The sequence below is a fragment of the Kocuria sp. BT304 genome (assembly GCF_003290245.1).
Classification (GTDB): Bacteria; Actinomycetota; Actinomycetes; order Actinomycetales; family Micrococcaceae; genus Kocuria; species Kocuria rhizophila_A.
Genome location: NZ_CP030039.1, coordinates 2,547,647 through 2,568,166 on the forward strand (window position 1 = coordinate 2,547,647; position 20,520 = coordinate 2,568,166).

Below are 20,520 nucleotides of genomic sequence, written 5' to 3' on the forward strand. Positions count from 1 at the left end.
ATGGGGTCGCCTCAGCTCCCGGAGCTGGTCAACGAGCGCTACGAGGTCGGTGAGGTCATCGGCCGCGGTGGCATGGCCACGGTGCACGTGGGTCAGGACGTGCGGCTGGGGCGCCGGGTGGCCATCAAGATCCTGCGTCCCGAGCTCGCGGCGGACGAGTCCTTCCACGAGCGCTTCCAGCGCGAGGCCCACGCGGTCGCGTCCCTGAACCACCACTCGATCGTGGCCATCTACGACACCGGTGAGATCCGGCCTCAGGGCCCGGACGGTGTGCTGCGGCCCTACATCGTCATGGAGTACGTCCCGGGGCAGACGCTGCGGGAGCTCATCCACGGACCGGGCGTCACGCCCCACGAAGCCGTGGAGTACATGCTCGGCATCCTGGACGCGCTGTCCTTCAGCCACCGCGCAGGGATCGTGCACCGGGACATCAAGCCCGCGAACGTCAAGGTCACCCCGGACGGCGGCGTCAAGGTCATGGACTTCGGCATCGCGCGCGCCGTGGAGGACACCCAGGCCGCGCTCACGCAGTCCCAGGCCGTGCTCGGCACCGCGCAGTACCTGTCCCCCGAGCAGGCCCGCGGGGCCGCGGTGGACCCCCGCTCGGACCTCTACTCGGCGGCGTGCGTGCTGTTCGAGATGCTCACGGGGCGCGCGCCGTTCGTGGGCGAGTCCTCCGTGGCGATCGCCGCGCAGCACGTGCGGGACGCGCCGCCCGCGCCGTCGGCCCTGAACCCGCAGCTGCCGCCCGCCGTGGACCGCTTCATGGAGCGGGCGCTGGCCAAGAACCCGCAGGACCGCTTCGCGGACGCCGGGCAGATGCGCCGCGCCCTGCGCGAGCTCGAGGCGCAGCTGTCCTCGGACCTGGGTGCCACCCAGCCGATCGGCACCGCCACCGCGGTGGACTCCCACACCAAGACCCTGCCCGCCGTGGGCACGGGCGCCCCTGCCGCGGCCGTCACCGCCGCCGGACGCAGCGAGGACACGGAGACCACCGAGACCTCCCCGGCCCAGCCCGGCCCCTTCGAGCCGGACGACGACGCCGCCGCCCCCGAGCCCGCCACCGCGGCCCCCTCGCGGGGTCGCCGCGGCTGGGTGACCGCACTGGTGCTGGTACTGCTGCTCTCGCTGCTGGGTGTGGGCACGGTGCTGGGAGTGCAGTGGTGGCAGGGCTCGCAGGTGGAGCAGGTGGCGCGCGTGAGCATCCCCCAGGTGGTGGGCATGGACAGCACCACCGCGGAGAACACGCTGCGGGACGCCGGGCTGAATCCCACCTTCACCAAGGAGCACAGCGACAGCGTGCCCGACAAGCACGTGATCCGCATGGATCCCGCCGCCGGCACCGAGGTGGACCGCAACGCCACGGTGTCCGTGGTGGTCTCCAAGGGCCCGGCCACGGTCACGGTCCCCGAGGACATCGTGGGCCAGTCCCTCGAGTACGCGCGGGAGTCCATCCAGCACGCGGGACTCACGGTGGGCCCGGTCAGCACGGTCAACAGCGCCACGGTGCCCGCCAACGCGGTGATCTCCGCGGACCCGGCACCCGGGAGCTCGGTGGCCAGGGCCAGCGCGGTGAAGCTTCAGGTCTCCACGGGCAAGGTCACGGTCCCGGATGTCGTGGGCCGCAGCCGCGCGGACGCGGAGCGGGCGCTGCGGGCGGACGACGTCCGGCTCAACGCCGCCGTGGAGATCCGCGAGACGGAGGACGCCGAGACCGGCACGGTGCTGGAGCAGTCCGCCCCCGCGGGGTCCTCGGTGAGCCAGGGCTCCACGATCACCATCACGGTGGCCAGGAAGACGGCGCCTTCCCCCACTCCCACGCCGTCACGGACCCCGGAGGAGACCACGGAGCCGAGCGCTCCGGCGGAGACGGCCACCGCCACGCCGGAGCCCCGGCCCACGGCAGGCGCCTCGAAGACGCGCGGGGACCACGGCTGAGCCGTTCAGGGTGTTGTGCCTCCCGGCGTCGCACCTCCTGGGGAGGTGAGCCGTGACTGGCTGGGCGTGCGCCCCGTGAGCCCGGGCCCCCGGCCCCCGCACCCGCCGATGACCGGGCGGGGGTCTCAGGCGGTCATGAGCGGGGACAGCCCCGCGGCGGCAGCGGCCGCGCCGTGCTGGCCGACCTCTTCGAGCCAGTTGCCGAGCATGAGGTAGCCGCCCTCGGTGAGCACGGACTCGGGGTGGAACTGCACGCCGTGCAGCGGCGCGGTGCGGTGCCGCAGCCCCATGACCACCTCGCCGTCGTCCGTGGTGGCGGTGACCTCCAGGCAGTCCGGGACGGTGTCCGCGGCCACCGCGAGCGAGTGGTAGCGGGTGGCGGTGAACGGCGAGGGCACGGAGGCGAACACGCTCTCCCCCTGGTGCACCAGCCGGGAGGTCTTGCCGTGCATGAGCTGCTGGGCGTGGCCCACGCGGGCGCCGTAGACCTCGCCCAGGGCCTGGTGGCCCAGGCACACCCCGAGCAGCGGGGTGCGGGTGCGCTCCGCCCAGCGGATCAGGTCCGAGCACACGCCCGCGTCCGCGGGGGCTCCGGGCCCCGGTGAGAGCAGCACGCCCTGGTGCTCGCCCGCGAGGGCCGTGGCGGCGGGGACGTCGAGGTCGTCGTTGCGGACCACGGTGGTCTGGGCGCCCAGCTGCTGGAGGTAGCCCACCAGCGTGTAGACAAAGCTGTCGTAGTTGTCCACGACGAGGATCTTCACAGACACTCAAGAACTCCTGCGGGTTCACCGGTTGAAAGAACTCGCGCAAGTCTACGCCCGCGCGGACGGATAGACTGAACGCCGATGTCACGCCGGGGCAGGGCCCCGGAACACACCGGCGGGGCCCGCGCAGCGCGCGGCTCCGCCCGCACGGCGCCGGGCCGTTCCCGGCCCCCCAGGAGGAATGATCAGCAGTGTCGCAGCCCAAGAAGCGCTTCGGTCGATCCCGCAACGCCCCGGACGAAACACAGCAGTTCACCCTCACGGAGCGTGACCGTGAGCTCGCGGCGCTGGCCGCCGAGATCCTGCCCCGCAACAGTGCCGCTGCCTCGTTCGAGCGCACGGCCACGCGCAACGCCGGCTCCACCTCCGTGGCCGCGCGGGACGCGGTGACGGACACGGCCCCCGCCGAGGACACCACGGAGCTCGACGACGCCCCGGAGACCGACGGGGCACCGGACGCGCAGTCCGCCTCCCGGAAGAAGCGCGGCCGGGCGGCGCGTGCGGCGGGCACGGCGTCGTCGTCGTCCGCTGCGGAGCACGACGCCGCCGCACCGGCTCCCGCGGGCGAGGCCACCTCTCCCGCAGACGCGCCGGAGGAGACCCCCGCGCAGACGAAGGCCCGCATCAAGGCACGCCGGGACGCCGAGCGCCGGGAGGCCAAGGCCGCGAAGGCCGAGGCCCGTGCCCGCCGCGCGGACGACTACCAGCCCACGCCGCTGTGGTTCAAGGTGATCATGATCGGGCTGATGATCCTGGGTCTGCTGTGGATCATCACCTACTACCTGTTCCAGGGCGTGGTCCCCATCCCGGGGATCGGCGTGTGGAACCTCGTGATCGGGCTGGGCTTCATGCTCTCCGGGCTCATCATGACCACGCAGTGGCGATGAACCGGGCACCCGGCCCGCACGAGAGCCCGGCCCAGGACCCGCAGGAACCGGGACGGCACGCGGGGCAGCACCCGGCACCCTCGTCCTTCCCGGGCTCGGAGCCAGGGCGGACCCCGGACGGCGCCGCAGCTCCCGCGGGCGCGCAGGGCGAGCGCCCCGGCCCCCTTGCGGAGGACGCCGCCCAGCCTGCGGACAGCGAGCGGAGCGGCCGCGAGAGGCACCACATCAACCCCGCGCGCATGGAGGTGCGGGTGCGCCGCATCGCCCTGCTGGGGCTCGTGCTGGTCCCGCTGATCTACTTCATCGTGCAGTCCTTGCACTAGCCGCGCCCCTGCCCCACGGAACGCAAGTGCCCCGCCGGTCGGACAACCGGTGGGGCACTGTTCACGTGGGGAGCGAGTCGCTCGGGCGCGAGATGCTCAGGTGCGAGTCGTTCAGTTGGCGGACTCCGGAGCGGTGAACTCCACGTCCAGGTCGATGCGCACCTTGTCGGAGACCATGACCCCGCCGGCCTCGAGGGCGGCGTTCCAGGTCACGTTGAACTCCTTGCGGGAGATCGAGGTGGAGGCGGTGAAGCCCGCGCGCGTGGTGCCGAAGGCGTCCACGGCCACGCCGTTGAACTCGGCGTCCAGCTTCACGGGCTTGGTCACGCCACGCAGGGTGAGCTCGCCGGTCACGGTGCCCTCACCGTCGTTGAGCTCCAGGCCGGTGATCTTGTAGGTCATCTGCGGGTGGTTCTCCACGTCGAAGAACTCGGCCGAGCGCACGTGGTTGTCGCGGGTCTCGTTCTTGGTGTCCACGGAGTTCATCCCCACGACCACCTGGCCGTTGGACTGCGAAGCGTCCTCGGCCACGTTGAGTTCACCGGAGACGTCGCTGAACACACCGCGCACCTTGGAGATACCGGCGTGGCGGACGGAGAATGCGACCTCCGTGTGGGCGGGGTCCAGGGTCCAGGTTCCGGGGGTCATACCTTCGAGCGTGGTCATTCGTTTCTCCTTGGCATCGGGGGGGCCGTCGTCGGGCGGCCCAATTGGTTGCTTCGGAAACTAATTTACGACCCGCTGTTTGATGCGTCAACCTATTCTAAAGAAAACTTTGGGTGAACAGCGTCACACACGGTACCGCGAAGGCCCGCCCGTCAGAGGTGCAGGTCCAGCACCGAGCTGTCGCTGAGGCCGTGGAACTGCCGCTGGTGGTACACGAGCGGGCTGCCCGAGCCCTCTTCACCCAGGACCTCCACGACGGCGGCATTGAACACGAGCGCCGACCCGGCCTTGATCCGCGCGAGCGGGATGGCCCGCAGCACGCGGCGCACCCCGAGCAAGCGGGGCTCGCCTGTGGACAGCGTGGTCCACTCCATGTCGTCCCCGAAACGGGGTGCACCCGAAATGGCGAAGGAACGTGCGAGTTCCACGTTGTCGGAATCCAGGAAATGCACCACGAAGGAATCGGCCGTTGCCACGACGGCCGCCGAACCGCGCTTGGCCTGCAGCGAGAAGCCGAGGATCGGGGGGTCGGCGGAGATGGAGGAGACGGAGGACGCCGTGAGGCCCACGGGGCCTTCCGGCCCGGCGACCGTGATGATCGCGATGCCCGCGGGATGCTGACCGAACGCGGACTTGAACCCTTCCGTCAGGCGCGGATCGCTGTGCAGCGCCTCCGTGGGGGCCACGAGGTCCACGGCTTGTGCGGCGACCCGTTCTGCCTCACCCCCGGATGCCGGGACACCGTCCAACCCCTGAGCGGAGTCGGGGGTCTCGGGATCTGCTGAGGTGTTCTGGCTGACGCGGTCCGGCATGGTGGGTCCTCTCACACGGCTGTGTTCCCGGATTGGCGGTCCGGCTGCCGTTATCCGGACAGGCTAAATCCTGCCAGGCATCCCATGTCCAACACATGGTTTCGTAGTCCACATTCTGGGCCACACGGCGCAATGAGACGTCACATTGGGGGACACCACCGCTGCGCCCCGTGCGACGAGCGATCCCCCACTTCTCACCGTACGCCCACCCGCGGCCGGGATCACCCGATGCTCTTGTACTCCCTCGCGAAATGGATCAGGGGACGGTCCGCGGCACCCGCGTCCACCCCTCGGCCCATGGCCGTGACACGCCCCACGACCACCAGGTGGGTTGCCGCGGTGTGGGTGGACACGGAGTCCAGCTCGAACCAGCTCAGGCACCCGTCGATCACAGGTGTCCCCGTGCGCTCGGTGCGGTGGAACGGGACGGTGTCCAGCAGTCCGTCCACGGGGTTGCCCGGACTCGCGAGCCAATTCGCCACGGACCGCTGATCCGCGTTCAGCAGGGACAGGGTCCAGGACCCGGAGCTCTCCACGGCCTCGCACATTCGCCCCATGTCGTACAGGCACACGAGCATGGTGGGCGGATCGTAGGAGACGTCCGCGAACGCCGTGACGGTGATCGCGTGGTCCTTGCCCCGGTAGCGCGAGCACACCACGCCCACCCCCACCGCGTGATCGGCGGCCAGGGTGCGGTAGCGCTCCACCTGCACGTCCGTGGGGCGGGGATCCAGGGTCTCGTTCTGCATGACCCCAGTGTGTCATCGCGCCCGTCGCGGCCCCGGGTCCGATCGGGGCACCGGTTCTCGTGGCCGAGCCGCGCGCAGACCCTCGCGTTCGAGCGGGGCGCCCGACCCCGTGTGCCGGCAGACGGGGTCGCTCTCAGCACGTCAGTGTGCTCGCCGGTGTCCACCCGTCATGCGTAGCGTGATGTTCAACCGCCCGCCGTTCTTCAACCCCAGGTGCAGGCCACCCGTGCCGGGGAACACTTTGGGCACGCCGTGGAACGCGTACCGGGAGGGTCCGCCGAACACGAACAGGTCCCCCGAGCGCAGTTCCACGTCCCGATACGGAGCCGTGCGGGTCTCGGTGTTGCCGAAACGGAACGTGCACGTGTCCCCCAGGGACAGGGACACGATGGGCGCCGCCGAGAACTCGTCCTTGTCCTGGTGCATCCCCATGTGCGCGGCGCCGTCGTAGTAGTTGACCAGCGCGGAGTCGGGGACGAAACCGCGGACGACGTCCTCGACTTCGGGGACGCCCACATCTCCCGCGTCCACCATTCCGTACGCGTCCGCCACGGCCCGCGCACCCAGGTCCACGAGCCAGTCCGGCAGGGCCGCGACCTCCGCTCCCCCGGTGGCCCCGTAGCGGTAGGGGGTCCGATTCACGCCGAGCATGACCGACTGCACGGACATCCGACCGCCGCCCGGCATCACCTGGTGACGCATGGGGGCCGAGCGCACCCAGTCACGGCACGCGGCCACGAGATCGTGCTGCCGGGCGACGGGGAGCCAATCGGGAACGTGCACGGCCCCGGGCGCGAGCACGATGGGCTCGCGGGGGACGGTGAACAGCTCGGTGACCTCGTACTCGGCCATGCCCGTGAGCCTATGACCGACCCCCGACACCCACAACGCGCGCCGCCGGGCGCCGGCTGGGGCGATCCGAGCAGGGCGCCCCGAGAACTGAACCGGCAAGTCCGGGTCCGGTGGTGGCCCCGAGTCTGCCGGTAGACGCTCCCTCATCCCGCTCCCCCGCTCATCCCCTCCCACCCCGAGCAACCCGTTCAGCACACCCGGGAGAGCAGCGGCCCGCGGAATATCGGGCCCCGTGAGCCCGTTATTCCCACAGAAAGTTTTCTCTGGAAAGGGTTTCATTCATGGCACTGCCCCTATCGGTCATCGACTTCGCCACCGTGCGCGAGAACCAATCGGTGGGTGAGAGTTTCGCGGATTCCGTGACCCTTGCCCGGCACGCGGAGCGGTTGGGATACACGCGGGTCTGGTACGCGGAGCACCACAACATGCCCACGATCGCGTCCTCCGCACCGGCCGTGTTGATCGCCCACGTGGCCGCGCACACGGAACGCATCCGGCTGGGTTCGGGCGGTGTCATGCTGCCCAACCACTCCCCACTCACGATCGCGGAACAGTTCGGCACCCTCGCGGAGCTGCATCCCGGCCGGATCGACCTGGGGCTCGGCCGCGCTCCCGGGACGGATCCGCGCACGCTGCGCGCGCTGCGTCGTTCCCCCGAATCCGCCGAGAGCTTCCCCCAGGACGTCAAGGAACTGCGGGGCTACCTGAGCGGCAACTCACTCATCCCGGGTGTGCAGGCGATGCCGGGTGCGGGGACCGACGTGCCGCTGACCATCCTGGGCTCGTCCTTGTTCGGGGCCCAGCTGGCCGCGGCCTACGGGCTGCCCTATGCGTTCGCATCGCACTTCGCCCCGGACGCCCTTGTGGACGCCGTGGCCGCGTACCGGTCCCAGTTCCAGCCGTCCGAACAGCTCGCGGAGCCGTACGTGATCGCCGCGGTGAACGTGATCATTTCCGAGGACGCGCAGGACGCCGCCCGTCAGCTGGAAGCGACCCAGCGCTCCCGGGTCAAGGCCATGGTGGGCCGCGGCCGGGAGTTCACGGACGAGGAGATGGACATGGTCATGGCCTCCCCCGCTGCCGCCCAGATCCTGCACATGATCAGCTACACCGGCGCGGGCACCCCGGACACCGTGGTGGACTACCTGCACCGGTTCGCAGAACACGCTGATGCGGACGAGCTGATGATCTCCCCCACGGCGACCCGCCAGCCGGACGTCCTCACAGCCATGGAGTTGCTCGCCGACAACTGGAACTGAGCGCCGGGCATCCCCGAGTGCATCCATGCCCCGATAAAGCACCCGGATCGCGATTCCGATGCTTTATCGGGACTCAGATGTTCGCCCGCCATTCCGCCCGTGAGCGGCACCCGCGAGCCGCCCGGTCAGACGAGGCGGGAGAGGAAGGCGCCCAGAGCGGCGTCGTACTCCGCGGGGTTCTCCATGTTGGGTGTGTGCCCGCTCGCAGGGACCACCGCGAGCTCACCGTGGCGCAGCAGCTCGCGCATGGCCTGGCCCGCGCCGTTGTCGAACGCGTCCGAGTCCCCCACGATCACGAGCGCGGGCTTCTCCCACGCGCGCAGCGTCTCGGTGAAGTCGTTGCGTTCGGCGCGCCCGCGCATGGCCGCGGTGGAGCCCTCGAGCGGGGCGGTCCGGATCATCTCGCGCACGCACTCGGCGACCTCCGGCAGCCGCTCCACGTTCTCCTCCGCGATCATCTTGGACAGCACGTTCTGCGCGTAGGTCCCCATGCCGTCCCGCATGATCCCGTCCGCCGCCACATGACGACCACGCCGCCCCGCCGCGTCCTCGGACGTGGGCACCGTGTCGTTGATGATCAGCGCGCCCACCCGTTCGGGGTACGACGCGGCGATCTGCATGGCCACCTGCCCGGACATCGAGAAGCCCAACAGGATCACGGTCTCCAGGCCGAGCTCGTCCAGCAGCGCGACGATGTCCGCGGCGAACTCCTCGGTGTACACGATCCCCTCGGTGACCTGGGACTCGCCGAACCCGCGCAGGTCCGGGGCGATCACGCGCCAAGCCTGCTCCGTGAGAGTCGCGACCTGCCCGTCCCACATGGAGCGGTCGTACGCGTGGCCGTGCAGCAGCACCACGGGCTCGCCCCGGCCCTCGTCCGTGTAGGCCAGCTCGGTGTCGTTGACGTGGGCGGTGTGCGTGATGAATGCCGATCGGCTCATGGGGCCATGATGCCAGGTGGGGTGGGCCCCGGAGCGGGTGATGTCAGGGATGCAGTCCACGCACCGCCCGCACGACACAGCCCACACACGACGACGCCGCCCACCCCGGGGAAGGGAGCGAGCGGCGTCGTACCGGGAGCTCAGATCTCCGCGTACCGCACCACCGCGCGGCTCGCGATACCGGCGATCAGCGTGACGACCACGAGGCCGAGCGGGATGTCCCACCGTCCGAGCTCGCTCGCGAGGTCCAACCAGAAGTCCGGCCAGGCCACGATCGCGGCGAGCAGACCCAGTGCCACGAGTACCACGGCCACGATCGAGATCACGGTCCAGGTCACCCCGGCCGCGCGGTAGAACCCGCCGAAACTCATGCCCGCGAAGAGGCTCATGGGACTCAGCAGGAACAGTGTCACGGCCACGATCAGGGGGCTGCCGTCGCCCAAGGCGTGAATGGTGAGGAAACTGATCCCCAGCCCGAACCCGGTCGCGGCCTCGACGGCCAGGATCACGAGACCCACGGATGCGACCACAAGGGACGTGATCATGAACCCCATGGCCGTGCCCGCCCAGAAGTTCCGGCGGGTGCTGCCGAACGCGAGTGCGCCGGCGAAACACCGGTTGACGGTCAGCGCGCCGTGGGAGATCAAGAAGCCCGGGAGGGCCCAGAACACAGCCAGGTTGGCTTGGAATCCGTCCTGGACCGGCTGCGGTAGGGGCAGACCGGTGCGGATGCCGATGATCAGCCCGATCCCGACCGTGAGGATCGCGACCAGGACCAGGATGGCCGGGGCCACCACGAAGGAGTTGAGTCGGTTGGTCAGGTACAGCGCGAGGTTCCGGCGGGCGTACTGCATTACACACTCATTTCTGCGTCGTCGGCGCCGCGCATGCCCCGCGCGGCCACGAGTTCCTGCAAGGTGACGGGTTCCACCGAGACATTGGCGGCGTCCGCGCGGCGCCGGTCCTCGGCGGTCGCGGTACCGTCCACGGTGACGGAGAGGATGTTGCCGAGTCGGTGCTCGCGCAAGACCCTGCGAGCGCCCACGACGTCACGGACCACGGGTTCGAGTCCGCGCAGCACGAACGCGCTGTCCCGGGCGTCGTCGATGTCCGCGTCCACCGTGACCCGGCCGTCCTCGATCATGACCACGTCCTCGAGCAGGTCGGACACCTCGTCGATCAGGTGCGTGGAGAGGATCACGGTGCGCGGGTGTTCGGCCAGGGCGCGGGCGAACTCCTCGTAGAACAGGGCACGGTGCCCGGGGTCGAGCCCCAGGTACGGCTCGTCCATGAAGGTGTACGGCGCCCGTGCGGCCAGCGAGATGACGATCGCCAGCGCGCTGCGCTGCCCGCGGGAGAGCTTGGTGGTGCGCGTGCTCATCGGCAGCTTGAACCGGGACGCCAGGCGCTCGGCCAGCTCGGTGTCCCACGCGGGGTAGAACGTGGGCAGGATGCGCAGCAGAGAGGCCGGTGTGTCGTCGTCGTGGAACTTCTGGTCCTCGTGGATGAAGCACGTGCGTTCGAGCAACCGCGCATTCTCCCGCGGATCCTCACCGTCGATCAGCACCTCACCAGAGCTGCGGAACGTGTGATTGAGGATCACGGACATCAGCGTGGTCTTGCCCACGCCGTTGGCCCCGAGCAGCCCGTGCACCCGGTCGGGCGCGAAATCCACGGCGATGTCCCGCAGTACGTGCTTCTTACCGAAGGACTTGTTCAGGTTCCTGATCCGGATCCCCTCCCCGCTCGCCTGCCCCGGCGCGCTCTCGCGGTGATCCGTGTGTCGTACGGGAGAACTCATGGCGAGTCCTTGCTGATGAGTGCGACCATGTCGTCGAGTGTGAGTCCGAGCCTCCGGGCCTCGGCCACGGCAGGTCGGATGAAGTCTTCGTGGAACGCCTCCCGGCGCTGCGCTCGCAGGATGTCCGGGCCATCCGCGGCCACGAACGTCCCGATCCCACGACGCCGCTCCAAGACTCCCTGATCCACCAAGCGTCCCAGCGCTTTCCCCGCCGTCGCGGGGTTGATGCGGTAGAACGCGGCGAGTTCGTTGGTGGATGGCACGGCGGAATCCACCGGGTAGTTGCCCTGGAGGATGTCGTCCGCGATCTGATCGGCCAGGACCATGAAGATCGGGCGACCGTCTTGTCTGGGTGTCATGGAGAACTTCCAGCTCCTTGGTTCATTACTCTACTAAGGAACCACATAACCGGCGAGGCGGTCAAGGGTTCACGGATCGGAACAGGACGAGAACGACGACGCCGCCCGCCCCCGCGAGGGGACGAGCGGCGTCGAGCGACCGGCCGGGGTCACACCGGGCGCATCGCGGCCCACCAGATGAGCAGCATGGTCACCAGGAAACCGGTGAGGTAGTTCAACCACAGGAAGGTCTTCCATCCCGCGTTGGCCCGCCCGGAATCGGTGTCCGTGACACCGCTGAAGCGCAGCACGTTGAGCAGGTACGGCACCGCGAGCAGTGCGGCGAGCTGGCCCGGCCACTCGGTGAACACCATGAGCCCGCCCGCCAGGGCGTAGAGCAGCGCGGCCACCCACACGGTGGGCCGGGCACCAAGCACCGTGGCCACGGACGCGAGTCCGCCCTCCCGGTCCGGGACCACGTCCTGGACCGCGCCGAACATCTGGGAGGCCATGCCCCACAGGAAGAACCCGATCAGCAGCGCCCACAGTCCCGGTGTGAACGTGGCGCCCGCCAGCGTCAGGCCGTAGACCGCGGGCGAGACGAAGTGGGTGGCACTCGTCATCGCGTCCACGAACGGGCGTTCCTTGAACCGCAGCCCGGCCCACGAGTACGCCACCACGGCGAACAGCGAGACCGCGAGCACCGCGATGGACACCCAGTTGCCCGTGACCACCGCGTAGCCCCCGAGCACCAGGACGAAGGGCGCGGGGACCAGGCACGAGGCCAGCAGCACGGGCCGCTGCGCCGCACGGTCCACCACGGCCCCCTCCACGCCGCCCTTGCGGGGGTTGCGCAGGTCCGACTCGTAGTCGAAGACGTCGTTGATCCCGTACATCGCCAGGTTGTAGGGCACCAGGAAGAACACGGTGCCGAGCACCACGAGCCACCACGGCAGCCCGCCGGTGAGCAGCACCGCGGCGGTGAACGGGTAGGCCGTGTTGACCCAGCTCAGGGGCCGCGAGGCCCAGAACAGCCTAGTGAGCACGTCCACTTCCCTCCTCGGCACCGGGGAACGACGCCGCCCCCGCCCGTTCCCGGCCCAGCAGCAGCCACAGCGCGGGCAGCAGCAGCACCCCGGCCACGGGATAGGCGAAGTCCTCGAGCGGGGCCAGTCCGATCCGCACCCCGGAGATGTTGTGCTCCGTGTAGGTCATGATCCCGGAGGCGATCATAACGTTGTCGAAGACCGCCGTGAGGACCACGAGCAGCACCGTGGCCCCCGCGAGCGAGCCCCAGAACAGGCGCCCCGGGCGGCGCAGCAGCACCGCCACGGCGAGGACCACCACGGCGATCCCCAGGAAGATCGCGTTCACACCCCAGTACGTCACGAGACGTCCCCCCTCTCCGGCCCTCGGGCTGCCCCGGCTGCCGGCTCGCCAGTGTCCACGGCTCCAGTGCGAGAGCCCTCTCGCTGCGGCGAGCTCCGCCCCGGGCCACCGGCGGGGACCGGATCACCGGGGGTGGCCGGCGTGCCGGGGGCTGCCGGATCACCGGCGGCGGTCGGAGCGGCGGATGCCTCCGAGCCCCGGGGCGTCGTCGGGCCCCCGTGCCCCGTGGGACCGCTGGAGTGCCCCGCCGCGCGGGACCGCAGCCAGCGCCACAGCACGGGTGCGCCCTGCACGTAGACGAGGGTCTGGTAGCCCAGGAACGCGAGGAAGAAGACCTCCTCCAGGGGCAGCTCGGGTGCCACGAACACGCCGAGCGTGAGCGAGTTCTCACCGTGCCAGAACAGTCCGTTGGCGATCCCCACCAGGTCCCACGCGAGAAAGAACGCCACCCCCGCCACCAGCACCAGCAGCGCGCGCCACGGACGCCCGGACCAGAAGCACAGGGCCCAGCGGCGGTCGATCAGCGCGAAGCAGCCCAGGAGCACGAGCAGCAGCACCAGGTACATCAGCGGCCCCCGCGTTCGCGGACGGCGTCCCGCACCACCTCGGAGGAGATCAGGCACATGGGCACACCGATCCCCGGTCGCACCGAGGACCCCGCGTAGTAGAGGCCCTCGATCCCCGGGTCCGTGACGCCGGGGCGGAACAGCGCGGACTGCCGCAGCGTGTGGCCCGGGCCCAGCATGGAGCCGCGCCACGCGTTGAACTGCGCCTCGAAGTCCCCGGGACCGTAGGTGCGGCGCACCACGATCCGCTCCGCGAGGTCCGGGATCTCCGCCCAGCGCGCCAGCTGCGCGATGGCGGCGTCCGCCACCCGCTCCACCTGCGGGGAGCCCGGCTCGTCCGTGTCCGGGGTGCGCACCCCGCCCCGGCCCCACTCCGGCACGGCGGGCGAGGGCACCAGGATGAACAGGTTCTCGTCCCCCTCCGGGGCGGTGCCCGGGTCGGTGGCCGATGTCATGGACACGTAGATCGAGGTCTGCTCCGCGAGCGGGGTGCCGTCCGCGATGCGCCCGAAGTTGTCGTCCCAATCCGCGGTGAACAGCAGGTTGTGGTGCACGAGCTGCGGCAGCTTCCCCCGCACGCCCAGGCACACGAGCACCCCGGACGGGCCCGGGTCACGGTGTGTCCAGCGGGACTCCGGTGCGCGGAAGTCGTCCGGCAGCAGCCGGGTCTGCAGGTGGTGCAGGTCCGCGGCGCCGATCACCACGTCCGCGGTAACCGTGCGCTCCTCGCCGTCCCCCGGCTGCCCGGCGGGTGCATCTGTTCCGGCGCCCCGCGCCTCGGCGGATGCGTCGGTTCGGGTGCCCCGCCCCTCAGCAACAACGCCCGGTCCCTCGACGACGCCGCCCGGCCCGTCCGCGTCCCTCACGGCACCTCGTGCGCCGGGGGCGCCCGCCGCGCCGTCCTGCCCGGCCCGTACCCCCTCCTCCGGGGCGGCCGCGCGCCAGGTCACGCCCGTGACGGAGCCGGCCGAGCGGCGTCGTGCGCGGGCGGCCCCCACGCGGGAGCGCAACGAGGCTGGGGCGGGGGCGACCTCGATGCCGGTGACCTCCGCGCCCGTGACGATCTCCACGCCGGCCGCGCGCACGAGCCGCTCCATGGCGTCCACGAGCGCCGCGAACCCGCCCACGGGGTACTGCACCCCGTCCGTGAGGTCAAGGTGGCTCATCAGGTGGTACATCGCGGGCGCGGTGTCCGGGGATGCGCCCAGGAAGACCGCGGGGTAGCCCAGGATCTGGCGCTGCCGGGGATCCCGGAACCGTGCGGCCACGTAGCGCTGCATGGACGTGCTCAGCAGCCCGCCCAACCGCGGAAGGTTGCGCAGCACTTCGGCGCGCGCCAGATCCGTGGGGCGGGAGAAGTTCGTGTAGAGGAAGTGCTTCTTGGCCAGGTCGTAGACCTCGGCGCCGGAACCCAGGTATGCGCGCAGCGCCTCTGAGGACCCGGGATCCAGCCGCTCGAAGAGCTCCTCCGCGTGCCCGGCGCGCACGTCCGTGGGCGGCTCGTCCAGGTGCTGCTCGAAGAACGTGCGGTAGCCGGGGTCCAGGCGGCGCAGGTCCAGCTGCTCGTCCGCGCTCGAGCCCATGAGGGTGAACCACCGGTCGATGACCTCGGGCATGAGGTACCAGCTGGGTCCGGTGTCGAACGTGAACCCCTCGGCGGACCACCGCCCGGAGCGCCCGCCGAGCGTGTCCCGCTGCTCCAGCAGGGTGACCCGGTGTCCGTCCCGCGCGAGCAGCCCGGCCGTGGCGAGGCCCGCGAAGCCCCCACCGACCACCACCGTGCGCGGGGCGCCCCCGTCCGGGCTGCCCCGGTGCGCGTTCTCCGGGCGGGTCGGGTGCCGGGTCGTCCGGTTGCCGTCCGTCATGCCGTGACCTCCGTGTCCGCGATGGCGCGCGCCGCGATCTGCAGCTTCACCGCGGTGGGCACGCTGACCCGCCGGGTGCTCAGCTCGCGCGCGGGCACGCGTTCGATGCGCCGGGCCAGTTCGGTGAACAGCCCGTGGGCCATGGACACCGCCCGGCGGGCGCGGCGGTCCAGGGCGAGGATGCCGGGCACGGCGGCGTCGAGGTCCGCGTCGAGGTCCGCGAGCAGGGCGGCCTTCCGGTCCTCGGTGAGGTGGGCGGGATCGGCTCCCGGGAGGTAGGTGCGCCCCAGCTGGTCGTGGTCCGCGCCGAGGTCCCGCAGGAAGTTGACCTTCTGGAACGCGGCTCCCAGGCGGCGGGCCGTGGAGCGCAGCATCTCCCGCTGCTCGGGGGTCTGCGCGCGGGTTCCGGGCATGTCCGTGAACACCTCCAGGCACATCAGACCCACCACCTCCGCGGAGCCGTAGATGTAGTCCTCCAGCGAGGCGTCGTCGTGCTCCGCAACCTCCAGGTCCGCCCGCATGGACGCGAAGAACGGCTCCGTGAGCTCCCGCCCGAACCCGTGGCGGCGGGCGACGTCCGCGAAGCCGTGCACCACCAGGTCCGTGGAGAACCCGGTCTCGAGCGCCCGGTCCACGGCGGCCTCGTACCCGTCCAGCGCCCGGCGCACCGCGCGGTCGTCCAGTCCGGCGGCGCGGGCGGTGCCGTCCACGATCTCGTCCGCAACCCGCACGAGCGCGTAGATCCCGGCGATGTCCCGGCGCACCGGCCCGGGCAGGGTGCGGCACGCGAGCGAGAAGGACGTGGAGTACTCGCCGATCACCACCCCGGAGGACGCCAGCGCCGTCCCGGTGTACAGGCGCAGCGGGGTGTGTGCGCGCTCGGCCGGAAGCTTCATGGGGGTCCTCACTACGAGTCTCGGTTCAGGACGTGGTGGCACAGCGCGTCGAGCTGCTCGCGCTGCGGGCCGGGCAGGGGCAGTCCGTCGAGCAGCTCGCGGGCCCGGTCCACGAGGTCCGTGGCCAGGTCCACAGCGGCCTCCCGCGCACCGGCCGCCGCGAGCGCCTCCCGGGCGCGCTCCACCGTGGTGGCACCCGCCGCGAGGTCCTCGAGCACGCGGCGGGCGTGCGGGGCCTGCATCCCGTGGGCGGTCAGCACCGTGGCCTTGCCCGACCGGAGGTCCGCGTCCACGGACTTGCCCGTGAGCGCCGGGTCCCCGAAGGTGCCCAGGACGTCGTCGACCACCTGGTAGCCCACACCCAGCAGTGCGCCCGCGTGCGCGAGCTGCTCCGACTCCTCCGCGGACGCCCCCGCGAGCAGGGACCCCGCCCGCAGCGGCGCCTCGAAGGAGTACGTGGCCGTCTTGAGCCGCTCCATGTCCAGGATGTCCTGCACACCGGGGTGCTCCGCGCCGAAGCGGTGCAGGGACAGCAACAGGTCGTCCAGCTCGCCGGCCGCCGAGGCGGTGACCGCCTCGAACACCACGTCGGCCACCGCGCGCGAGGTGGCGGGGTCCCCGGTGCACGTGCTCGCGAGGCGCAGCGCGCCCGCGAGCAGCAGGTCCCCGGCGAGGATCGCGGCGGACTCTCCCGCGTGCTCGGCCTCGTGGGCCGGCGCGCCCGCGGCGGCGGCGTCCCGGCGGAAGAGCTCGCCCACGGTCGGGCGGCCGCGCCGGCGCCAGTCACGGTCCACGACGTCGTCGTGGACGAGCAGCGCGGCATGGAGCATCTCGAACGACGCCGCCAGCCGCACGCACTGCGCGTCCGGCACCGAGGGCACGGCCCCACCGGCCGGTGCGGTGAAGGAGCGCCACGCAATCAGCGTCAGGCGGGGCCGGATGAGCTTGCCTCCCGCCAGCTGCTGGGCCGTGCGCTCCCACAGCACCGGGAAGCCCGGGCTCCGGGGAACACGGTGCGTCGGGGCGGCGAAGAACTCCTCCAGCTCCCGCGTGACCGCGGCGCGGAAGGCGCTCCACTCGGCGTCCTCGCGGGGCAGCGTGGAGCGGCTCCCGCCCTGCTCCTCGGCGCACGCGGAGGCGTTCGGCACGGCCCGGCTCATGAGGGCTCCCCGGGGGAGGCATCGGCGCGACCGGGACCCGTGGCGGGCGCACCGGCGCCTCTGCCCGGATCGGTGCCGCGCCCGGCCTCGGCGGATCCGTGGGCGTCGGAAGTGTCGGAGGCGTCCAGGGCGGGGCGCTCGCACAGGTCCGTGAGGTGGGTTTCCATGCGCGCGGCCGTGCCCGTGAGGAATTGCAGGACGGCCTGCCTGCCCCGCTCGTCCAGGGCCGCGAGCTCGGCCTCCACCATCTCGACCATGGGCATCACGTGCCGGGTGACCTCCGCCCTGGAGTGGTCCACGGCGCGCACGGTCATCCGGCGGCCGTCCGCGCGGTGGGGTTCACGCACCACGTGGCCCGCGCGGACCAGCCGGTCCACCATGGCGGTGGCAGAGGCCGTGGTGATGTGCAGGGCCCGCGCCAGGTCCGTGGGTCCCATGGGGTGGCGCATGAGCAGGGCCATGGCGGAGTAGTCGGTGTCCTTGAGACCCATGATCCGCCGCAGCTGGTACCCGATCTCGTGGTTCAGCGTGACCACCCGCCGCAGGGCGCGCGAGTGCGGTCCGGCAACCACGTGGGAGGAGGGCGCCCCGGACTCCGCGGCGCGCTCGTGCTCGGTGCCGTCCACTGCCCACCTCGCCTCACGCGTCCTGAGTTCTCCGGAAATCGACTCCCGAGTGCCCGCCTGCCGGGTACTTAGATCGTCTAGTTAGCATCATGCTGTACGTGCGCGTGGCGTGTCCAACCTCACGGGCCGTGTCGGGCGCGGGAGCGCTCGCACCGTTCAGGCGAGCTGGCGCAGCGCCCGCATGACCGACCCGCCGTACCCGCCGCCGAAACGCAGGGCGTGGACGAGCAGCGGCGGCAGCTGGTACCACGGCACCCGCTGCTGCCAGCCGTCGGCAAGGGGGTGGGCGTCGTCGTAGGCGGCAAAGCAGTCCCGTCCGAAACCGCCGAAGAGCTGCATCATGGCGAGGTCGTACTCGCGGTGGCCGTAGAACGAGGACGGGTCGATGAGCCAGTTGGCCCCCGCGGAGTCCACCACCCGGTTGCCCGCCCAGAGGTCCCCGTGCAGCAGGCTCGGGGGCTCGGGCGGCCCGGCGAGCTCGGCGGCGCGCGGTGCGAGCTCCGCGAGCACCCCGGTGGCGGCCGGGTCCAGGTTGCCCGCGTCCACCGCCGCGCGCAGCAGGGGCTCGATGCGCCGCTCCAGCAGGAAGTCCGCCCAGTCGTCGGTGGGGGTGAGGTCCGCCGTCATGGACCCGATGCGCTCGGGCAGCTGCGGGGAAAGCCACCCCACGTGCGGGGCCCGGGCACGGTGGATGCCCGCCAGGCCCACCCCCAGGCTCCGTTCGGTGGCGCGGGTGCGCTCTCCTTGGACCTCGTCGATCCACTCCAGCACGAGGGCGTCCTCGCTGACGTGCCGCACCGCGGGGATCCGCACCTCGTCCGGGGCCACGGCGCGCAGGGCCTCGAGCGCGGCGGCCTCGACCGGCAGCACGCCCTCGGGGGCGTAGCTCATGGTCTTGGCGAACAGGGGCCCGTCCGGGGTGTCCAAGCGGAACGCGTTGGCGCTGTCCCCTCCGCTCAGGGGATGCGCGGCGCTCACGCGCAGCTCGGTCACGAGATCCGGGGGAAGCTCATCCAGGTGTGCCATGGCTCATGTGTAGCACCGCCCTCCGACGGGCTGGGGCGCGCGGGCTCAGCGCACGTTCGCATCGAACAGGTGCCGCCCGGAGGTCTGCGCATTGCACTGCACGTCCGGTGCCCCGGAGCTCTTCTCCCCCGCGCTGGACCAGAAGCAGTGGTACCGGTCCGTCTCCTTGCCGCGGGCACCGGCGGGGCGCCCGGCGCTCTCCACCTCCTGGAGGATCGCGGTCGCCTCGGCGCAGTCCACACCCTCGAGCCCGCTGTACTCGTAGGACCCACCCCGGCACGCGCCGGTGCCCCCGGTGGGGGCCGCCGTCGCGGCGGGTGTGGCGCCCACGGGCCGCATGGTGAAGGAGGACAGCACGGGGAGGATCTCCTCGCGGAACCGGGGACTCTTCGAGAACGCGTCCGCCTCCGCCGCCATGTCCACCGAGGTGTTGATCCCGCCCTGCTGGGTGCCCTGGAAGGACACCATCGTGCCGTCCCCGCGGGAGATGTGACCGAACAGCCGGTCCGCCCCGGTGTTCGACGTGATGCCGTAGGCCACCAGCATGTTGGCCCCCGCGGACTGCCCGGGGTAGGGCCCCACGGCGATGCGCACGGGGTCACCGTGGGAGTCCAGCGCGCCGGGCAGGGTGCCGTGGGACGTGGTGCTCGTGGGTGTCACGGGGCTCGCGATCTGCCCGTCCGGCCGGATGGCCAGCATGAGCACGGTGGCGCCCTCGGCGTCCTTGAGGAGCCACGCCCTGGTCTCGGGCGTCGAGGCGTCCGGTGCGCCCACCGTCCATCCCTGCGGGTAGCGGAACCCGATGCTCCCGTCCGGCGTGGTGAAGCTCTGGGTCAGCTCGGCGGCCTGCGCCGCCTCCGGCGAGGGGCTGGGCCGCACACTCGTGGCGGACGGCGACGCCGCGGCGTCGCCCGAGCGACCCGGCGTCGCCCCGCTCGTGACCCCGGCCCCCGACGGCGCGGCGGACGAGGCCCCAGAAGAACCGTCCCCTCCCGACGGCGCCCCGCACGCCCCCAGGGCGAGCACGAGGGTGGCCACGGACAGGCAGCGCAGGGCGCGGGAGGTCGTCATGGTGACGAGTCTCACAGCTGGATCGCCTCCGGCCAAGTGCATTCGAAGACATGAAAACGTGTTGCGCGCCCAACCCCGCCCCCAGAACGGCCCACACCGGCCCCACGTGCGACGACACCCCGGGTTGCTAGGATGAGCGCACTGCCGGCCCGCGCATTCTCGTTCTCGTTCATGTCCTCCGGAGTCACCGCGAGTCGTCGCGGCACACCGTCCGCACCGTCTGCACCGCAAGGGATCCATGACACCGCTGCTGCGTCACCACCGACTGGAGAACGGCCTCTACCAGCTTTCCGCCGTGCTCGGCGTGTTCACCGCGTGCGTCTACACCGCGTCCTTCCTGTTCACGGACTGGTCCGTGCACGCGCCCTATGCCCCGTTCTTCCTGGCCGTCACCACCGGTTCGTTCACGCTGTGCGCGGTGACCGTGTCCCTCGTGCGGCTCTTCCACGAGGACCAGTGCCCGGGCCCGGAGGACTCCTCCGACCTGTTGGACACCGAGCGGATCGTACTCGGCTTCACGCGGGACCCGCACCACACCGGCAGCACCCGCGGCGCCCTCCCGCGCTGATCCCCCGCCCCGACCCACGACGC

The 20,520-nt window shown here is 71.5% G+C and carries 23 protein-coding genes; 5 read left to right on the plus strand and 18 right to left on the minus strand.

Going from position 1 to position 20,520, the window contains the following annotated elements; translation table 11 throughout:
- The gene (pknB, locus tag DNL27_RS11160; protein ID WP_112235587.1) at positions 1 to 1,938 is read left to right on the plus strand and encodes a Stk1 family PASTA domain-containing Ser/Thr kinase; all 1,938 of its coding nucleotides are present in this window, start codon (positions 1 to 3) and stop codon (positions 1,936 to 1,938) included.
- Positions 1,939 to 2,063: 125 nt separating this feature from the next.
- Here the strand turns inward: pknB and DNL27_RS11165 are convergent, their stop codons facing one another.
- Positions 2,064 to 2,705: an aminodeoxychorismate/anthranilate synthase component II gene (locus tag DNL27_RS11165; RefSeq protein WP_012399136.1), complete on the minus strand. Its 642-nt coding sequence runs from the start codon at positions 2,703 to 2,705 to the stop codon at positions 2,064 to 2,066.
- A gap of 188 nt (positions 2,706 to 2,893) precedes the next feature.
- Between DNL27_RS11165 and DNL27_RS11170 the strand changes: the two genes are divergently transcribed.
- Positions 2,894 to 3,589 (plus strand): cell division protein CrgA, encoded by a 696-nt coding sequence (locus tag DNL27_RS11170; RefSeq protein ID WP_012399137.1) that lies wholly within the window; start codon positions 2,894 to 2,896, stop codon positions 3,587 to 3,589.
- Positions 3,586 to 3,912, plus strand: a complete 327-nt coding sequence (locus tag DNL27_RS11175) for a hypothetical protein (protein ID WP_012399138.1) — start codon at positions 3,586 to 3,588, stop codon at positions 3,910 to 3,912. Before DNL27_RS11170 ends, DNL27_RS11175 begins: the two co-directional genes overlap by 4 nt.
- A 111-nt stretch (positions 3,913 to 4,023) precedes the next feature.
- On the opposite strand, the gene DNL27_RS11180 is transcribed toward DNL27_RS11175, so the two are convergent.
- The 4 genes from DNL27_RS11180 to DNL27_RS11195 form a co-directional block, all read right to left on the minus strand.
- Entirely contained in the window at positions 4,024 to 4,578 is a 555-nt protein-coding gene (locus DNL27_RS11180; RefSeq protein WP_112235588.1) for a YceI family protein, read from the minus strand.
- Between the two features lie 152 nt (positions 4,579 to 4,730).
- Entirely contained in the window at positions 4,731 to 5,390 is a 660-nt protein-coding gene (locus DNL27_RS11185) for a flavin reductase family protein (RefSeq protein WP_204360293.1), read from the minus strand.
- A 221-nt stretch (positions 5,391 to 5,611) separates the two neighbouring features.
- Positions 5,612 to 6,139, minus strand: a complete 528-nt coding sequence (locus DNL27_RS11190) for a flavin reductase family protein (RefSeq protein ID WP_112235589.1) — start codon at positions 6,137 to 6,139, stop codon at positions 5,612 to 5,614.
- 141 nt (positions 6,140 to 6,280) lie between these two features.
- Positions 6,281 to 6,991: an alpha-ketoglutarate-dependent dioxygenase AlkB gene (locus tag DNL27_RS11195; protein ID WP_012399142.1), complete on the minus strand. Its 711-nt coding sequence runs from the start codon at positions 6,989 to 6,991 to the stop codon at positions 6,281 to 6,283.
- A gap of 281 nt (positions 6,992 to 7,272) precedes the next feature.
- On the opposite strand from DNL27_RS11195, the gene DNL27_RS11200 reads away from it, so the two are divergent.
- On the plus strand, positions 7,273 to 8,250 hold the full coding sequence (locus tag DNL27_RS11200; protein WP_012399143.1) for an LLM class flavin-dependent oxidoreductase: 978 nt from the start codon (positions 7,273 to 7,275) through the stop codon (positions 8,248 to 8,250).
- Positions 8,251 to 8,375: 125 nt separating this feature from the next.
- On the opposite strand, the gene DNL27_RS11205 is transcribed toward DNL27_RS11200, so the two are convergent.
- From DNL27_RS11205 to DNL27_RS11265, 13 genes are all read right to left on the minus strand, one after another.
- A complete protein-coding gene (locus DNL27_RS11205) occupies positions 8,376 to 9,191 on the minus strand; it encodes an alpha/beta fold hydrolase (protein ID WP_112235590.1) in 816 nt (271 codons plus the stop codon).
- A gap of 140 nt (positions 9,192 to 9,331) precedes the next feature.
- Entirely contained in the window at positions 9,332 to 10,045 is a 714-nt protein-coding gene (locus tag DNL27_RS11210) for a hypothetical protein (protein WP_112235591.1), read from the minus strand.
- Positions 10,045 to 10,992, minus strand: coding sequence for an ABC transporter ATP-binding protein (locus DNL27_RS11215; protein WP_112235592.1), 948 nt, complete (start codon positions 10,990 to 10,992; stop codon positions 10,045 to 10,047). The genes DNL27_RS11210 and DNL27_RS11215 overlap by 1 nt, the downstream gene beginning before the upstream one ends.
- A complete protein-coding gene (locus DNL27_RS11220) occupies positions 10,989 to 11,351 on the minus strand; it encodes a GntR family transcriptional regulator (protein ID WP_012399147.1) in 363 nt (120 codons plus the stop codon). Before DNL27_RS11220 ends, DNL27_RS11215 begins: the two co-directional genes overlap by 4 nt.
- A 149-nt stretch (positions 11,352 to 11,500) precedes the next feature.
- Positions 11,501 to 12,376 carry a prenyltransferase gene (locus DNL27_RS11225; RefSeq protein ID WP_041297728.1) on the minus strand — a complete coding sequence of 292 codons (876 nt, stop codon included), beginning with the start codon at positions 12,374 to 12,376 and terminating at the stop codon, positions 11,501 to 11,503.
- The gene (locus tag DNL27_RS11230; protein ID WP_012399149.1) at positions 12,366 to 12,719 is read right to left on the minus strand and encodes a lycopene cyclase domain-containing protein; all 354 of its coding nucleotides are present in this window, start codon (positions 12,717 to 12,719) and stop codon (positions 12,366 to 12,368) included. The genes DNL27_RS11225 and DNL27_RS11230 overlap by 11 nt, the downstream gene beginning before the upstream one ends.
- Positions 12,716 to 13,285, minus strand: a complete 570-nt coding sequence (locus DNL27_RS11235; RefSeq protein ID WP_112235593.1) for a lycopene cyclase domain-containing protein — start codon at positions 13,283 to 13,285, stop codon at positions 12,716 to 12,718. Before DNL27_RS11235 ends, DNL27_RS11230 begins: the two co-directional genes overlap by 4 nt.
- Positions 13,285 to 15,150 (minus strand): phytoene desaturase family protein, encoded by a 1,866-nt coding sequence (gene crtI, locus DNL27_RS11240; RefSeq protein WP_012399151.1) that lies wholly within the window; start codon positions 15,148 to 15,150, stop codon positions 13,285 to 13,287. The genes DNL27_RS11235 and crtI overlap by 1 nt, the downstream gene beginning before the upstream one ends.
- Positions 15,147 to 16,046, minus strand: a complete 900-nt coding sequence (locus DNL27_RS11245; protein ID WP_112235594.1) for a squalene/phytoene synthase family protein — start codon at positions 16,044 to 16,046, stop codon at positions 15,147 to 15,149. The genes crtI and DNL27_RS11245 overlap by 4 nt, the downstream gene beginning before the upstream one ends.
- Positions 16,047 to 16,057: 11 nt before the next feature.
- Entirely contained in the window at positions 16,058 to 17,206 is a 1,149-nt protein-coding gene (locus DNL27_RS11250) for a polyprenyl synthetase family protein (RefSeq protein WP_012399153.1), read from the minus strand.
- Positions 17,203 to 17,832 (minus strand): MarR family winged helix-turn-helix transcriptional regulator, encoded by a 630-nt coding sequence (locus tag DNL27_RS11255; protein WP_012399154.1) that lies wholly within the window; start codon positions 17,830 to 17,832, stop codon positions 17,203 to 17,205. The genes DNL27_RS11250 and DNL27_RS11255 overlap by 4 nt, the downstream gene beginning before the upstream one ends.
- Positions 17,833 to 17,988: 156 nt before the next feature.
- On the minus strand, positions 17,989 to 18,858 hold the full coding sequence (locus DNL27_RS11260; RefSeq protein ID WP_012399155.1) for a fructosamine kinase family protein: 870 nt from the start codon (positions 18,856 to 18,858) through the stop codon (positions 17,989 to 17,991).
- Between the two features lie 45 nt (positions 18,859 to 18,903).
- Complete coding sequence (locus DNL27_RS11265; RefSeq protein WP_162627134.1) at positions 18,904 to 19,929, minus strand: hypothetical protein; 1,026 nt, start codon at positions 19,927 to 19,929, stop codon at positions 18,904 to 18,906.
- A 238-nt stretch (positions 19,930 to 20,167) separates the two neighbouring features.
- Here DNL27_RS11265 and DNL27_RS11270 point away from each other — a divergent pair, with 238 nt between their 5' ends.
- Positions 20,168 to 20,497, plus strand: coding sequence for a hypothetical protein (locus tag DNL27_RS11270; protein ID WP_012399157.1), 330 nt, complete (start codon positions 20,168 to 20,170; stop codon positions 20,495 to 20,497).
- Positions 20,498 to 20,520 lie beyond the last annotated feature (23 nt).

Bases quoted from the DNA above. Each gene is read 5' to 3' on its own strand.
- DNL27_RS11180 (WP_112235588.1), bottom strand. From the start codon at position 4,578: ATGACCACGCTCGAAGGTATGACCCCCGGAACCTGGACCCTGGACCCC.
- DNL27_RS11200 (WP_012399143.1), top strand. From the start codon at position 7,273: ATGGCACTGCCCCTATCGGTCATCGACTTCGCCACCGTGCGCGAGAAC.
- DNL27_RS11220 (WP_012399147.1), bottom strand. From the start codon at position 11,351: ATGACACCCAGACAAGACGGTCGCCCGATCTTCATGGTCCTGGCCGAT.
- crtI (WP_012399151.1), bottom strand. From the start codon at position 15,150: ATGACGGACGGCAACCGGACGACCCGGCACCCGACCCGCCCGGAGAAC.
- DNL27_RS11250 (WP_012399153.1), bottom strand. From the start codon at position 17,206: ATGAGCCGGGCCGTGCCGAACGCCTCCGCGTGCGCCGAGGAGCAGGGC.
- DNL27_RS11175 (WP_012399138.1), top strand. From the start codon at position 3,586: ATGAACCGGGCACCCGGCCCGCACGAGAGCCCGGCCCAGGACCCGCAG.
- DNL27_RS11190 (WP_112235589.1), bottom strand. From the start codon at position 6,139: ATGCAGAACGAGACCCTGGATCCCCGCCCCACGGACGTGCAGGTGGAG.
- DNL27_RS11195 (WP_012399142.1), bottom strand. From the start codon at position 6,991: ATGGCCGAGTACGAGGTCACCGAGCTGTTCACCGTCCCCCGCGAGCCC.
- DNL27_RS11265 (WP_162627134.1), bottom strand. From the start codon at position 19,929: ATGACGACCTCCCGCGCCCTGCGCTGCCTGTCCGTGGCCACCCTCGTG.
- DNL27_RS11245 (WP_112235594.1), bottom strand. From the start codon at position 16,046: ATGAAGCTTCCGGCCGAGCGCGCACACACCCCGCTGCGCCTGTACACC.
- pknB (WP_112235587.1), top strand. From the start codon at position 1: ATGGGGTCGCCTCAGCTCCCGGAGCTGGTCAACGAGCGCTACGAGGTC.
- DNL27_RS11210 (WP_112235591.1), bottom strand. From the start codon at position 10,045: ATGCAGTACGCCCGCCGGAACCTCGCGCTGTACCTGACCAACCGACTC.
- DNL27_RS11260 (WP_012399155.1), bottom strand. From the start codon at position 18,858: ATGGCACACCTGGATGAGCTTCCCCCGGATCTCGTGACCGAGCTGCGC.
- DNL27_RS11235 (WP_112235593.1), bottom strand. From the start codon at position 13,285: ATGTACCTGGTGCTGCTGCTCGTGCTCCTGGGCTGCTTCGCGCTGATC.
- DNL27_RS11185 (WP_204360293.1), bottom strand. From the start codon at position 5,390: ATGCCGGACCGCGTCAGCCAGAACACCTCAGCAGATCCCGAGACCCCC.
- DNL27_RS11205 (WP_112235590.1), bottom strand. From the start codon at position 9,191: ATGAGCCGATCGGCATTCATCACGCACACCGCCCACGTCAACGACACC.
- DNL27_RS11215 (WP_112235592.1), bottom strand. From the start codon at position 10,992: ATGAGTTCTCCCGTACGACACACGGATCACCGCGAGAGCGCGCCGGGG.
- DNL27_RS11270 (WP_012399157.1), top strand. From the start codon at position 20,168: ATGACACCGCTGCTGCGTCACCACCGACTGGAGAACGGCCTCTACCAG.